Here is a 13,518-nt window from a genome sequence, read left to right as displayed (position 1 = left end):
TATTTCTCGGTCGCATATAATTCCAGAGATGCACCGCAAAGTCCGTGTGCTCCACGTCGACGACGACCCGGGGCTTGCCGAGGTGGCCGGCACGTTTCTGGAGCGTGAGGGCGACGGTTTCAGCGTCCAGACGGCAACGGACGTAAGCGAGGGGCTCGCGCGGCTCTCCGAGGCCTCCTTCGACTGTGTCGTCTCGGACTACGATATGCCCGAGACGAACGGCATCGAGTTTCTGGAAGCTGTCCGCGAGCAGTATCCGGACCTCCCGTTTGTCCTCTACACCGGGAAAGGGAGCGAGGAAGTAGCCAGCGAGGCCGTCTCAAAGGGTGTCAGCGATTACCTCCAGAAGGGGCACGGCACCGACCGCTACACACTGCTGGCGAACCGAATCGAGAACCTCGTCGCACAGCGGCGCGCGGAGGTGGGACTGGAAGCGCGAATCGAACAGCAGCCCGCACTGGCGGCGCTGGGGAAACACGCTCTCTCCGGGAGTGGGCTACAGACGCTGTTCGAGGAGGCGGTCGAACTCGTCTCGGACACGCTGGGTACGGAGTACTCGAAAGTGCTCGAATACCGCCCCGACCGCTCCGACCTCCTGTTGCGGGCCGGCGTCGGCTGGCAGGACGGACTGGTCGGCACCGCGGCTGTCGGGGCCGGACTGGACTCACAGGCCGGCTTCACGCTCAAGACCGAGGAGGCGGTCGTCGTCGACGACCTGGCCACGGAGGAGCGCTTCAGCGGCCCGCCGCTGTTGCTGGACCACAACGTGGTGAGCGGCATCAGCATCGTCATCGGCAACACTGACGACCCCTGGGGCGTCCTGGGCACGCACTCGACCGGCCAGTCCACTTTTACTGCCGACGACGTGACGTTCGTCCAGAACGTCGCCAACCTGTTGGGGAGCGCCATCCAGCGCCACCGCTCCGAACAGCGCCGCCGGGAGAGCGAGCGCCGGTTCCGCGAGATAGCGGAGGTGAGCCCGGACACGATATTCCGTCTGGACACCGACGGCATCTTTCGATTCGTCTCCCGGTCGTCGAATCGCTTCTCGGCTACACGCCCAAGGAACTCATCGATACGCCGTTCCAGACCTACGTTCCGGAAGCGAGCATGGAAACTGCGTTCAACGGATTCTCCAGGGTCGCGGCCGGCGAGACCGTCCGCGAACTCGAACTACGTCTCATCGACGCCGACGGGGACCTCGTCGACGTGGAGGTCAGCGCCAGCCCGGTCACACACGACGGGTCGGTCCGGTTCGTTCAGGGGCTCGTCAGGGACATCACCGCGCGGAAGGAGCGGGAGCGGAATCTCCGGCGCTACCACGAGTACACCGACGACATGCTGGACGCTATCGAGGACGTGCTGTTCGTCCACGACGAATCCGGGACGCTCCAGCGGTGGAACGAGAGTTTCGCCGCGGTGACCGGCTACGACGACGACGAAATCGCGGCGATGGACGGGACCGACTTCGTCACCGAGGCAGACCAGACGGCCGCGGCCGCGGCAATCGACGAGGTGTTCGAAACGGGCCACGCGCGTCTCAAGGCGTCGCTCCTGACCAAAGACGGCTCCGAGATACCCTACGAGTACGTCGCCAACCGCATTGTCCACCCGGACGGGACGCCGCTGCTTGTCGGCATTGGCCGTGACATCACCGCCCGTGCGGAGCGCGAGCAGCGACTCCAACGGCTCAAGGCACAGTACGAGGCCCTCGTCGAGAACATCCCCGAGATGGGCGTGTTCCTCTTCGACCACGACTGCCAGTACACCGTCGCCGGCGGCGGCGAACTCCGCTCTGTGGGGCTCACGTCGGAGGATTTCGAGGGGTCGACGCCACACGACCTGTTCCCCGAGGCGATTGCAGACGAACTCGAACACTACTACTGCGAGGCGCTGGACGGCCGCTCGAACAGGTTCGAACAGCAGTACCAGGACAGACAGTATCAGGTTCAGACGGTTCCCGTTCGGGACGACGACGGGGATGTCATCTCCGGGCTGGCGGTGTCGGAAAATGTCACGGAGCGGAGAGAGCGTCAACGGACACTTGAGCGACAGAACGAACGCCTCCGGGAGTTCGCTGGCGTTGTCAGCCACGATCTGCGGAACCCGCTCACCGTCGCGCAAGGACAGCTCAAGCTGGCTCGGGCGGAGTGCGAGAGCGACCACCTCGACAACGTCGCCGCGGCAATCCAGCGAAGCAACAGGCTCATCGACGACCTGCTGACGCTTGCCAGAAGCGGGGACGAGGTCACCGAGACGGAGTCACTGGACCTCCGAGCAGTCGCCGAGGGGTGCTGGCAGAACGTCCCGACCGGTGACGCGACGCTCGTGGTCCGGACCGAACAGACGGTCGTCGCGGACCCAGGAACGATGAATAACACGACGCTACTTGATACGGTCCGGACCGAACAGACGGTCGTCGCGGACCGAGGGCGGCTCGAACAGCTACTCGAAAACCTCGTTGGAAACGCCGTCGAACACGCACGCCCCCAGTCGACGATGTCGCCGGCCGACGCAGATGGGGCCGTAAACGACCTAACGGTGACTGTCGGTGCGCTTGCGGACGGGTTCTACGTCGAGGACACCGGCCCCGGAATACCGCCAGAGAAGCGCGACGAGGTCTTCGAGGCTGGCCACTCGACTGCTGCGGACGGAACCGGGTTCGGGCTTCGCATCGTCAAGCAAATCGCCGATGCCCACGGGTGGACAGTCACCGTGGTTGACGGCGAGCACGGCGGCGCGCGGTTCGAAGTTCGCGGCATCGAGGTGGCGTGACCGACGCGCCGACGCACCGCCGTGACAGCACTCTGCCACAGTCGAACCCGACGGCTTCTTGACGCCACGTCCGCTTGCTGTGGCATGGACGATTGGCTCATCGACGACGACCGCCTCTCTATCGGCCGCAAATCCGTACTCCCCGGTGAGGGGTTCTTTATTCCGGATTCCTACGAGGAAGAGCAGGCCGAAGCCGAAGCCGCCGAGACGCTGGACGACGCTGGTGTCATTGTTATCGCCGACCCGGACGCCGACGGGCTGGCCTGTACCGCACTGATCCGTGAGGCCCACGGCGAGGGCGCGCTGTTGCCTGCCGGTCCGCACGAACTCACGGAGGCGCTCGAATGGACTGCCGAGTACGCCGACCCCGACGCGACCGTCTTCATCTGCGACCTCTGTCCCGACCGCGAATCCGACATCGCCCCCCTCGATTCGCTGATCGAGCGCGTCGAACGTGTGGTCTGGTTCGACCACCACCAGTGGCCCGACGACCTCGCCGCCGACGTGGACGCGGCCGGCGTCGAGCGCACTGTTGGTGACTCTGACGAAGTGTGTACCGCCGACGTGGCGCTTTCGGAACTCGACTACGACTTCGACGAGCAGTGGGCCGACCTCGCCGCCGTCACCCGCGACCACGACCTCTGGATCCGCGACGACCCCCGCAGCGACGACCTCGCGGACCTGTCCTATTGGAGCGAACCCGAGGAGTACATCGACGCGGTCCGCGACCACGGCCCCGACCTTTCCCCGGAGTTCCACGAGTTCCTCGACGAGAAGCGCGTCGAGAAGGAGGCGCTCATCGAGAAGGCCGTCGACCGGGCGGAACTCCGCGACGTGGGTGAGTGGACCGTCGGCGTCACCTACGGTCGTTGTTCGCAGAACGAGGTCGCCGAAGCCCTCCGCGAGCAGGGCGCGGACGCCGCTGTCATCGTCAAGCCCGCCGGCTCCGCTTCGATTCGCGGGACGGACAGCTTTGAGCGCGCCCACGAGGTCGCCCAGCAGGTCAACGGCGGCGGCCACCCGAAAGCAGCGGGCTGCAAGCCCGACATCTACGACGACATGATGGACTACGCGCACCACTGGACGACGCAAGGTGCAGTGGCGAAACAGGCCATCGTGGACGCGTTCCGCCGACTGCCCGAGAAAGCGGACGAAGGGATGGACACCGAACGGTAGTTTTTCTGTGGGCTATCCCTACCGCGCTCGAATCGTGTGAGAGCGCGGCTTTTTCGCCCACGTTTTTATTCGAGTGAGTCGCGAACGAAGTGAGCGCCGCCGAGAATAAAACGGTGGACTCGGACGACACAAGGTGCAGTGGCGAAACAGGCCATCGTGGACGCGTTCCGCCGCCTGCCCGAGGACGCGGACGAAGGGATGGACACCGAGCGGTAAGACAGACTCCGTGACCGAGACCGCGGTTTCCGCGATGCGGTTCTACGCTACTCCCCGACGACCCACTTGTCGCTGTACCGTTCACCGCAGGCACACACCGCGTAGGCGTGGACCACGTCGCCCTCGGCGTAGAGCCCGCCCACGTCTTCGTTCTGTTCCTCGGCGAAGGCAAAGACGAAACGAGTGGTGTGGTCGCTTTCGGGTTCCTCCTCGGCGACCGGACAGACAGCGCCGGTCAGGTCGTCGTGGATGTCGCCCTCGGTCCCCATCGCCTGCTGTGCCAGCCCCATCGGGTCGATGCCGGTCGCCGACTGGAACGCGCTGCGGCCGTCGTCGCCCGGCAGGACGAGGACGTGGCCGTCCTCGACTTCGTCGGCGTACTCGGCCAGCGCGCCGGGGTTCGAGACGGCGTCCTCATGCAGGAAGAACAGCACGTCTTCGGGCCGCTCGCCCGCCAGAAACTCCGTGTGTTTGGTCATGCAGAGAGGGAGTCACTCGCCGGGCAAAAGTGCCGCGCTCTTCCACTCACTACAGCCAGCCCACCAGCGCCGCGACCAGAAGAGACACCCACAGAACGAGGCCGGCACCGATGACTCGGTTCACCGTCTTCACTGAGGCACCACGGGTCACCGCCCCGGCGGCGACCGTACCGAGTGCGACGACCAGGCCGAGCCGATGAAGCACGACGTTCAGCGGCAGCACCGTGACGGCGACGTACTGGTAGTCCAGCACGAACGCGGTCCCGATGCCGGTCGCCGCCGCTGCGAAGCTCCGGACCGGGTCGAGGTTCCGGCCGGCGAGGTACGCCTCACCGGGGAGACCGAAAGCGAGCACCGGGTACAGGGACGCGGCGATGAGCTTCGGGTCCACCGCGGGAAACGCCTGTTCGAGCGCGACGCCGCTGAACCGGATGCCGAGGTAGAGCCCGAGGAGGACGGCGAACAACAGCAGGTACGAGAGACCGCGCACGAGGCGGCCGACCAGCCGCTGGTCTAGCTGGTCCAGCGACCGGAGCCATCGCGGCAGTGGCGTGCCCGACAGCGGCGGCGGTTGCGCGGTGTCGGTTCGTCGGTGCCGCCGCCGGTGTCGCCGGACCGCCGTTCCCAGTGCCAGTCCAGCAACGCCCAGTGTCATCGGACCGGGCCCAACGGGCTCAGGCTCCCCTTCGAGGTCGATGACCGTCGCCCAGCCGTCTGAGCGGGTCCCCCGGCCGTTGTCGAGGTAGAGCCGCCAGACGCCGTCGGCGAACGGCTCGCCCATGAACTCGTGTTCCACTCGGTTCTGGGCCGCTTCGGTGTCGTGGACCGTGTGCCGGAGCCGGAACCAGTCCCAGTGCTCGCTGTGGGCCTGGATAGCGACCCAATTGTCCGACTCGTAGGGCGATTCGTACAGGCGGATGTGGTGACGTGCCCCCAGATACGTGCCGTCGTGGAGCTGGTCGGTCTCCTCAATCCAGGCCCCGGCCGCCTCCCTCCCCAGCGGTCCGGTGTATGAACTCGCGCGGTACGGACGGCGGATCACTTCGCCGGCCCGGTCTTCGGTGAGCGTCCGGTCGTGGACGTAGAGGTAGCGCGTCGACCCCGTGGCGGCCCCCCACTCGACGAGCGTACCGTTGGTAGCGTTGCCCTCGGTTACCGGTCCCTCGCCGGGATCAATGTCCTGCTCGTCGGCTTCGGTCAGGTTCCAGTCTGGGTTCTGGCCGCGGGTCAGGTACCCACGAACGGTCGCCGTGTCGCCGTACACGACGACGTTTATCGCCAGCGTCCGTCCCGAGGCTGACCGCGACCGGCTGGTGTATGGCCAGAACACGTTCTCCCCGGATTTAGGTTCGACCAGCTTCGTCGGCGTCTGCCCGCGCTCGGCCGGCGCTCCCGGTGTCCCCGGCTCGACTATCGTCACTGCACCGGCGAGCAGCACGATGGTAATCGCGGCGACCAGCGTCACCTTCGGCGAGAGCGGCCACGAGTACGACACAGCCGTGCTTCGCAACCGAGGCCAATACGCATTGTGCCGCCGCTTCCAGCCTCACTTTTAGGCCTATTCGTCCGGTATACCCGTACATGACCGACTTCGCCGAGTACGTCACGGATATCGTCCACGAACCGACCCAAGCCGACAGCCCGGGGTTCGACCTGACTGTCGCCGACGTGTATGAGGTCGTCGAACCGGGCCGGATCGACTTCGGTGGCGGCGAGCTCGACCCCGCCGGCGTCGCGCCTCACACGAGCGAGAAGCGGAACCCGGACGACGACTACGAATGGTGGACGTTGCGGGCCGGTCAGTATCTCATCGAGTACAACGAATCGCTGACCGGCGAGGCGACGGTGACACTCCAGCCGCGGACAGAACTGCTCGAACGCGGGGCGACCCACCCGACGCTGCACGTCGCGGCGCTCCCGCGCGTGCCGCTGTCGGTCGGCGGTGCGGGGCTGAAGCTCAAGGAAAATGCGCGGGTCAGTACGATTGTCGAGACCGAAGAGATGCCGTCGAACAGCGAGTGAGACGCCGGCCCGCTCAGGCGTTTACGTCTTCGAGGTGACGGCTGGCGACGACCTTGCCGGTCGGCGTGAGCGTCGGGCCGTCAGAGCCGTCCTGTACGAGCCCGTCGTCGGCGAGGTCCTGGAGAATCATCGACACCTGTGAGGAGTCCTTGCCGAGAATACTCGCCAGCGGCATCCCGTCCATGTCGCCGGTCGAGTACATGGCGACCAGCACCTCCTTCTTGTCCTTGGTGAGCTCGACGTCTTTGAGCTCCTCCATGAGCTCGGCGTACTCGCGGCGGAGATAGCGCCCAAGAATCGACATCTTTCGGTTCGAGGCCATCGCGGCCAGCGTCGTCATGGCCGTTCCGTCTTTCATATGCCGGACTGTCAGCACCGGCCGGCTCTTGCCGTTAATCTCCCGCGTGTTCCGGTCGAAGTCCGACACCGTCTTAAGATCGACAGCGAACGACCCGTCGCTACGCCGGAATTCGACGTTACCGGGCGTGAGAAACAGCTTCGCCGTCTTGAACGGCTCGTCGGTGACGCGACCACCGACGCGGGCGCGCTCTTTGACCGTCGTTTCGGTGCCGTTGATGACAGCCTTGAACAGCACCGTGCCGAACTTCTCGATTTTTTCGTCGCCGGCTTCGATAGCAGCGACGAGTCGCTTTCCATTGCGCTCGAAGGCGACTGTCACTGTCGAGTCGAAGAAATCGCCCAGGTCGGGCGGGACCTGCCCGATGGCGATGTCGAAAATTGACTCCAGCGGAATCGTCAGCTTGTCGTCCTCACTCGCGGCCAGTACCAGCCGCTTCTGGGAGAGGACGATCCGACCTTTGATGGGGTCGCCCCGACCAGCCACTTCGGAGTTGAATTTGCCGACGAAATCCGCGATCACTGATTCCGACATTCGTCCGTTACCTGATGTACATCAGCACTGATATTGAGCGTTTCGCGCGAGTATCAGCAGCAAAAATCGGAGCTGCTCGGGAAATCAGGGGCGACCGGCGTCAGTTATCGAGATTTCGAGCGATATCTGACAGCGAGGCGTCCGGTCCGCCGGTCGCTGTATAGACGACGCGCTTGCCCGGTGTTCGGAGGCCGTACTCCGTTCCGTCGGTGACCACGTCGAGGTGTACCGACCCGCCGAGTGAGACATCGCTGTCGGCAACCCACTCGGCGAGGCGGTTCGTCCCGTCCCGCTCGCGGGCCAGTCGGCGGTTGTCGGCGACGTGTGAGATCACCGGCCTACCGTCGAGGTTCGTCTCGACAACAGCGTGGTACCAGTCGCCGTCCAGCGCGAGACGGATGGTGTCGCCGTCCTCGAACTCCAGTTCCGCCGGGAGCACAACCCGTGGTCGGTCGGTTCGGCCGACCGACTCGACGGGAACGCGATGCGTCTCGACAGTCTCGTGGTCACTGGGAACGCGGTCCGGCACGTGACTTACTCGTCGTCGTCGCCGAGGAGGTCGGCCACGTCGTCGCTCCCGCGGGCCGTGATTTTCGCGTTGATCTGGCGCGTGTCGTCGCTGACCTCGCGGCCGCGGACGGTGATCCGCTTGCGCTCGCCGTCGGTGGTCGGCTCGAAGCCGACGCCGCCGTCGGACATGATCTCCTTCGTCATGACGCCGCGAACGTCGGATCGCATCGGTCGGCCGGAGGTGTCCGAGCCGCCGGTCAGTTCAAGTGTGTAACCGTCGAGGCCGACAGCGCCGCCGTCGACCTCGTCGCCGAGCTCGCGGCCGATGAAGCGGTTTGCGTCCTGTCCGTCAACGTCGATCTGGTAGGTGTGGCCGTCCTCCGGGTCGGAGACGGCGACCGTGAATTCTGCCATACCTGTTCTCAATCAACCGCGCTTCAAAAACGCGTCGAACCGTCCGTCCCGGTCGAACCGTTACAGCGTCTCGGTTACTGGTCGGCCATTGCATCGCTCGCGATTGAGCGGCCGCGGGCTTCCAGTTGCACTTCCCGGCGTGTCCGGACCGGTTCGAGGATATCGGCCTCCATCAACCGGTCGTACACGTCTTCGACTTCCTCGATTTCCATATCGACGAAGTCCGGAATCTTGAACGGTGAGATACCAGAGTACAGCGCCATCAGCACCTGTGTCTCTTTATCCGAGAGGTCCACGTCGTCGGCGATGTTGCGCTGCTCGCCCTGCCGAACGAGCCCTTCGATGAGCGAGACATGTCGAGGCGTTCCCGAGATGTGGGTCTCGACGCTGGTGCCTTCGATGGTATGTTCGACCTCTAACAGCGGTCGTTCGTCGCCGCGGATCGTCTTCTCCTTGGCCTCGACGGTCCCCACGTCGTCGATGTCCAGCTCGACAAACGTGCCGCTGGCGATGGCCAGATTGATGCAGTCGCCGTCGAGTTTGAGCCGTCCCTTTTCCCAGCCGCCGTCCTGCACGACGCCACCCTTGACTGCGGGGTGGTTGACGAGGACGACGGTCTGGTCGAGCAGCGTGCTGTAGAGCTTTTCCTGAAACTCCTCGGCCTGTTTCGCCGAGATGAGCGTCACGTTCCGGCCAGCCTGCACCTTGATGTAGCTGTCTACCTGTGCGAGTGGCTGGTTCATCTGGCTTGCCGTGACGCTGCTGACCTTCGACAGCGGGATGGTTCGTTTGCCGTCGTTGGTTGCGAGGACGAGTCGCTTGTTCGAGAGGAGAATCCGACCGGGTAGCCACTCGATGTCGTTTCGCTTGCGCCCGTCCGAGACAACCTGGACGAACTTCCCCTTGGTATCGACCAGTGCGTGTTCTCCGTCGCTCATCGGTTAGCCAGCTATCGTTCTCGTGTATGCCCCGCCGCGTCTTAATCCACTCGGCTGCTTCATCCGCGGCCACCGAGCTTCGAGATGGCGGAGAAGGCCTTCTTTCGGACCACGTCGTGTTCGGTCTCGTCGATGAGTTTATCCAGCGTCTTCCGGGAGCGCTCGCCGCCGACTTTCCCGAGCGTGAAGATTGCTTGGCCCCGAACCTCGGGGTCGACAGCGTCGTCCTGGACGATTTTGAGCAGCCGACGCTCCACCATGTTGTCGTCGTCGCCGAGTTCGGCGAGGCTGGTGGCGGCGAACTGCTGGAGCATCTGGTCGTTCTCCTTCAGTGCGTCGACGAGCGATTCGATGACTCGGTCCCGCTCCTCCTGACTGGTGACCCGACCGAGCATCCAGGCGGTGTTGCGCCGCTGTGCGGCCTGCGTGCTCTCTTCGAGAATCTCGACCAGCGGCACGACGACGCTCCGGTCGTCCGTGTTCGAGAGCTTCTCGACGACGGTGTCCCGGATTTCGTGGCTCTGGTTTGTTGGGACGTTCGACAGGAGTTCGATGAGCGAGTAGACGGCTGTCCGCCGCACGGCGGCCGACTCGTCAGAAAGCGCCTCGATGAGATAATCGACCGGCCGGTCGTTGCCGAAGTTCCCGAACGCGCCGACGGCGATACGCCGGACCCGCTCGTCGTCGTCCTCGTACAGCGGCAACAGCGCCTGAAGCGCCTGTCGGTTCCCGATGTTGCCCAGCGCGTCGGCGGCCTCACGCCTGACGCCGGCTTTCGGGTCCGACAGGACTGACTCAAGCGGCGTCGTCGCCCGCGAATCGCCGATTTTTCCGGCCGACCGGGCCGCCCGCGCCCGCACTCGTGGGTCTGGGTCTTCGAAGCGCTCAGCCAGCTTCGGGACCGCGTCGGCCTGATCCAGGTTCCCGAGCCCGTTGGCCGCTGCCATCCGCAGTTCTGGTACATCGGAATCAAGTACCTGCATGTACGCCTTGGCTTTCACCCAGTCGGCGGCGTCGTCTTCGAGGTCGACCCCGGCCATGCTGCCGATGAGCTGTGTGATCGCGTCGTCCCCGAGTTCGTCAAGCGAATCGATAGCCGCGCCGGTGATTGCGTCGCTGTCGCTCTGGGCGGCGTCTACGAGCGCGTTGACCACGTCGCGTCGGTCGTCGTGGTCGTCGAAGTTCCCCAGCAGCTCCGCGGCACGGGTCTTGACCCGCTCGTTGTCGCTCTCCCTGAGGAGGCGGATGAGTTCCTGTGCCTTGCCGTCACGTTCCAGTTCGTAGAGGCTCATTGGTCGCTACACACGCCGGTAGATGCGGTGTCGCTTATCGACCGCTTCGAAGGAATCCCGACACTCCGCGGGCAGCGTCTCGGTCATGCCGATCATGAGGTACCCACCCTCCCGAAGCGACCCGCGGATCGTCTCGAAGATGGGGACTTTGAACTCCGAATCGATGTAGATGAGCAGGTTCCGGCAGAACACGAGGTCGAAATCGCGTTTGGGGTCGCCCCGGATGAGGTCGTGTTGCTCGAACGTGACCATCTCCTTGACGCGGTCTCGAACTTGGAACGTGTTGCCGTCCTGCTGGATGTACTTCGTGTAATCGTCCAGCGGCTCCAGCTCATCGGCGATGTCGGTCGTCTGGGAGGTCGCGTAGGTCCCGTCACGAGCTTCTTCGAGGATGTCGGCATTGATATCCGTTGCCGTTATCTCAACCCGCCGGGCGTTGATATCGGGATCGTCGAGTGCCAGCATCGCCGCCGAATACGGCTCGCGGCCGTCGGCGCTCGGGGCCGACCAGAGCCTGACCGTGCGGTTGTTTTCCGTGAGTTCCCGAAGAACTGGCCGCAGGCGCTCCCACGCGTCCGGATTCCGGAAGAAGCCGGTGACGTTGATTGACAGCGAATCGAGCAGTTCCTCGCGCTCGCCGTCGTCGCGCTCCAGCAGCCGCTGGTAGGACTGGTAGTCCTCAATGTCGGTCCGACGCATCCGCGCGGTGATACGACGGTCGAGATACGAGTCGTTGTAAAAGCCCGACTCGAAGTCCATCTCCTCGCCGATGAACTCGACGAGGTCTTCGAAGGTGCGCTCGCTACCTTTGTTCATAGCGTCACCACGTCGAGGATGTGGACGATGTTCCCGTCGCCCAGCACGGCCGTGCCCGAGAGCCCGGGCGTCCCTGAGAGGATACCCTCCAGTGGCTTGACCACCACCTCCTCCTGGCTGTTGACCGAGTCACAGTGGAGCGCGACCTGCCGCTCGGATTCACGGATGCGGACGAGCATCCCGTCGCCGTTGGCTGTCTCGCCCTCGATGTCGAAGGTGTCGTCGAGATGAATGACCGGGTAGATTTCGTCGTTGTGTTTGATGACCTCCTGACCGTTGACCTGTTTCGCCTCCTCCGTCCCGGTAATCTCGTCGACGTTCTTGATGGGGACGCCGTACTCCTCGTCGCCGACCTTGACGAACAGCACCTTGACGATAGCCATCGTCACCGGCAGGCGCAGTGAGACGGTCGTTCCCTCACCCGGTTCGGAGTCGACGCTGACTGACCCGTCGAGCTGGGAGACCGTGTCGTGGACGACGTCCATGCCGACGCCGCGTCCGCTGGTGTCTGTCACTTCATCGGCTGTCGAGAATCCGGGGTGGAACACGAGGTCATACACCGCGGAATCGTCCATCGCGTCCAGTTCCTCGGGCGAGCGGACGCCCTTTTCGACGGCCTTCTCTCTGATGCCGTCCACGTCAAGCCCGGCCCCGTCGTCTTCGACTTCGATGATAACGTGGTCGCGCTCACGGGATGCTCGGAGCGTTATGTGGCCGGTACGCGGTTTCCCCGCCTGTTCACGCTCCTCGGGCGGTTCGATGCCGTGGTCGACGGCGTTTCGGAGGATGTGCATCAGCGGGTCCGATATCTCGGTGAGGATTGTCCGGTCGAGTTCGATGTCCTCGCCCTCGATCTCGAACTCGATGTCCTTGTCGAGTTCGCGTGCAAGGTCCCGGACGAGCCGTGGGAACTTGCCGACGACCTTCTTCAGCGGGATGAGCCGCATGTCCATCACCGTGTTCTGGAGGTTCGCCGTGATCTTGTCCAGTTCGTTCAGCGTTTCGCTGGTCGAATCGAGATTGTTCTGTTCGACACCCCGCCGGAGCTTGATCCGGCTGGTGACCAGCTGCTCGACGAGCCCGTGGAGGTCGTCGAGCTGGTCGACGTCGACCCGAACGGACTTGATCTCGTCGACGCTGTGTTCCTCTTCGGCACCCGGGTCGGAGTCCGAATCCGAACCAGAGTCCGGCACACTCTCGTCGACAGCATCGGAGCCGGTGTCTGCCTCGCTTACCAGTTCGTCGGTCACGTCGGTCACGTCGAAGCTGTCGACCTTCCCGGTCGTCCCGAGTTCCGCGTCGACAGTCGCCGCGTCGGGACCGTCGAGATACAGAACGAACGTGTCCTCGAACTCGCCGTCCTCGATATCGGCGCGGCTCGGACTCGAATCGAGGATGTCGAACCGTTCTTCGATGGACTCGACGGCAAGCATCGAGTCGACGCCGAGCATATCCGACTCCCCGACGCTGATTTCGGCCTGGAGAACTCGGTCGTCGACGGCATCGCCGTCGATATCGGCGTCGGCGGCGCTGGCGTCCGTGGTGAGCGAACCGTCGCTGTCCGACGAGTCGCTGTCGTCTGCCGGTTCGGTGTCACCCGCGGCCGCGGCCCCCTCTTCGAGGACGGCACGGAGCTCCTCGACCATTTCGTCGGTCTCCGTCCCCGATTCACCGTGTTCTTCGATCTCCCCGACGATGATCTCTATCTGGTCGACGCCAGCGAAGACGAGGTCCATCAGGTCCGGTGTGACCTCCATCTCGCCCTGGCGCATCTCGTCGAGTAGGTCCTCCATCGCGTGCGCGAGATTCGCAGCGTTGTCAAAGCCCATCGCCCCGAAGTTGCCCTTCAGCGTATGGGCTGTCCGGAAGATCGAATCCATCGCCTCCGTGTTGGAGGGGTCGGACTCGAGTTCGAGCAGTGAGTTGTTGAGTTCGGTAATCGCTTCTTCGCTTTCACGGATGAATGCGTCTAAATACTGGTCGTCCAT

12 protein-coding genes and 2 pseudogenes are annotated in these 13,518 nt (G+C 64.3%); 5 read left to right on the top strand and 9 right to left on the bottom strand.

Going from position 1 to position 13,518, the window contains the following annotated elements; translation table 11 throughout:
- Positions 1 to 28: 28 nt before the first annotated feature.
- The 4 genes and pseudogenes from C437_RS21175 to C437_RS02440 all read left to right on the top strand — a co-directional run.
- A pseudogene (locus C437_RS21175) lies at positions 29 to 904 on the top strand (response regulator); the annotation flags it as partial.
- Positions 811 to 1,251, top strand: a pseudogene (locus C437_RS21205) (PAS domain-containing protein); the annotation flags it as partial. The pseudogenes C437_RS21175 and C437_RS21205, both read left to right, overlap by 94 nt.
- An 87-nt stretch (positions 1,252 to 1,338) precedes the next feature.
- Positions 1,339 to 2,775 carry a PAS domain-containing sensor histidine kinase gene (locus tag C437_RS19730; protein ID WP_004515287.1) on the top strand — a complete coding sequence of 479 codons (1,437 nt, stop codon included), beginning with the start codon at positions 1,339 to 1,341 and terminating at the stop codon, positions 2,773 to 2,775.
- Positions 2,776 to 2,859: 84 nt separating this feature from the next.
- Complete coding sequence (locus C437_RS02440) at positions 2,860 to 3,951, top strand: DHH family phosphoesterase (RefSeq protein WP_004515286.1); 1,092 nt, start codon at positions 2,860 to 2,862, stop codon at positions 3,949 to 3,951.
- A gap of 263 nt (positions 3,952 to 4,214) precedes the next feature.
- Here the strand turns inward: C437_RS02440 and C437_RS02435 are convergent, their stop codons facing one another.
- Both C437_RS02435 and C437_RS02430 read right to left on the bottom strand, forming a co-directional pair.
- Positions 4,215 to 4,646, bottom strand: coding sequence for a DUF5807 family protein (locus tag C437_RS02435; RefSeq protein ID WP_004515285.1), 432 nt, complete (start codon positions 4,644 to 4,646; stop codon positions 4,215 to 4,217).
- A gap of 49 nt (positions 4,647 to 4,695) precedes the next feature.
- Positions 4,696 to 6,141 (bottom strand): hypothetical protein, encoded by a 1,446-nt coding sequence (locus C437_RS02430; RefSeq protein WP_004515284.1) that lies wholly within the window; start codon positions 6,139 to 6,141, stop codon positions 4,696 to 4,698.
- An 86-nt stretch (positions 6,142 to 6,227) separates the two neighbouring features.
- Here C437_RS02430 and C437_RS02425 point away from each other — a divergent pair, with 86 nt between their 5' ends.
- Positions 6,228 to 6,668, top strand: a complete 441-nt coding sequence (locus C437_RS02425) for a dCTP deaminase/dUTPase family protein (protein ID WP_004515283.1) — start codon at positions 6,228 to 6,230, stop codon at positions 6,666 to 6,668.
- A gap of 13 nt (positions 6,669 to 6,681) precedes the next feature.
- Here the strand turns inward: C437_RS02425 and C437_RS02420 are convergent, their stop codons facing one another.
- From C437_RS02420 to cheA, 7 genes are all read right to left on the bottom strand, one after another.
- Positions 6,682 to 7,560, bottom strand: coding sequence for a CheF family chemotaxis protein (locus tag C437_RS02420; RefSeq protein ID WP_004515282.1), 879 nt, complete (start codon positions 7,558 to 7,560; stop codon positions 6,682 to 6,684).
- Positions 7,561 to 7,660: 100 nt separating this feature from the next.
- A complete protein-coding gene (locus C437_RS02415) occupies positions 7,661 to 8,089 on the bottom strand; it encodes a DUF7112 family protein (protein ID WP_004515281.1) in 429 nt (142 codons plus the stop codon).
- Positions 8,090 to 8,094: 5 nt separating this feature from the next.
- On the bottom strand, positions 8,095 to 8,484 hold the full coding sequence (locus C437_RS02410) for a 30S ribosomal protein S6e (protein ID WP_004515280.1): 390 nt from the start codon (positions 8,482 to 8,484) through the stop codon (positions 8,095 to 8,097).
- A gap of 74 nt (positions 8,485 to 8,558) precedes the next feature.
- Positions 8,559 to 9,422, bottom strand: a complete 864-nt coding sequence (locus C437_RS02405) for a CheF family chemotaxis protein (protein ID WP_004515279.1) — start codon at positions 9,420 to 9,422, stop codon at positions 8,559 to 8,561.
- Between the two features lie 59 nt (positions 9,423 to 9,481).
- The gene (locus C437_RS02400) at positions 9,482 to 10,714 is read right to left on the bottom strand and encodes a HEAT repeat domain-containing protein (RefSeq protein ID WP_004515278.1); all 1,233 of its coding nucleotides are present in this window, start codon (positions 10,712 to 10,714) and stop codon (positions 9,482 to 9,484) included.
- A 6-nt stretch (positions 10,715 to 10,720) separates the two neighbouring features.
- Positions 10,721 to 11,530: a CheR family methyltransferase gene (locus C437_RS02395; protein WP_004515277.1), complete on the bottom strand. Its 810-nt coding sequence runs from the start codon at positions 11,528 to 11,530 to the stop codon at positions 10,721 to 10,723.
- Positions 11,527 to 13,518: a chemotaxis protein CheA gene (gene cheA, locus C437_RS02390; RefSeq protein ID WP_004515276.1), complete on the bottom strand. Its 1,992-nt coding sequence runs from the start codon at positions 13,516 to 13,518 to the stop codon at positions 11,527 to 11,529. Before cheA ends, C437_RS02395 begins: the two co-directional genes overlap by 4 nt.

It is taken from the genome of Haloarcula vallismortis ATCC 29715 (assembly GCF_000337775.1).
GTDB lineage: Archaea > Halobacteriota > Halobacteria > Halobacteriales > Haloarculaceae > Haloarcula > Haloarcula vallismortis.
The sequence above is the reverse complement of the archived record's forward strand: the minus strand, read 5'-3'. Positions and strand labels throughout refer to the sequence as shown.

Bases quoted from the DNA above. Each gene is read 5' to 3' on its own strand.
- C437_RS19730 (WP_004515287.1), top strand. From the start codon at position 1,339: ATGCTGGACGCTATCGAGGACGTGCTGTTCGTCCACGACGAATCCGGG.
- C437_RS02440 (WP_004515286.1), top strand. From the start codon at position 2,860: ATGGACGATTGGCTCATCGACGACGACCGCCTCTCTATCGGCCGCAAA.
- C437_RS02435 (WP_004515285.1), bottom strand. From the start codon at position 4,646: ATGACCAAACACACGGAGTTTCTGGCGGGCGAGCGGCCCGAAGACGTG.
- C437_RS02425 (WP_004515283.1), top strand. From the start codon at position 6,228: ATGACCGACTTCGCCGAGTACGTCACGGATATCGTCCACGAACCGACC.
- C437_RS02420 (WP_004515282.1), bottom strand. From the start codon at position 7,560: ATGTCGGAATCAGTGATCGCGGATTTCGTCGGCAAATTCAACTCCGAA.
- C437_RS02410 (WP_004515280.1), bottom strand. From the start codon at position 8,484: ATGGCAGAATTCACGGTCGCCGTCTCCGACCCGGAGGACGGCCACACC.
- C437_RS02405 (WP_004515279.1), bottom strand. From the start codon at position 9,422: ATGAGCGACGGAGAACACGCACTGGTCGATACCAAGGGGAAGTTCGTC.
- C437_RS02400 (WP_004515278.1), bottom strand. From the start codon at position 10,714: ATGAGCCTCTACGAACTGGAACGTGACGGCAAGGCACAGGAACTCATC.
- C437_RS02395 (WP_004515277.1), bottom strand. From the start codon at position 11,530: ATGAACAAAGGTAGCGAGCGCACCTTCGAAGACCTCGTCGAGTTCATC.
- cheA (WP_004515276.1), bottom strand. From the start codon at position 13,518: ATGGACGACCAGTATTTAGACGCATTCATCCGTGAAAGCGAAGAAGCG.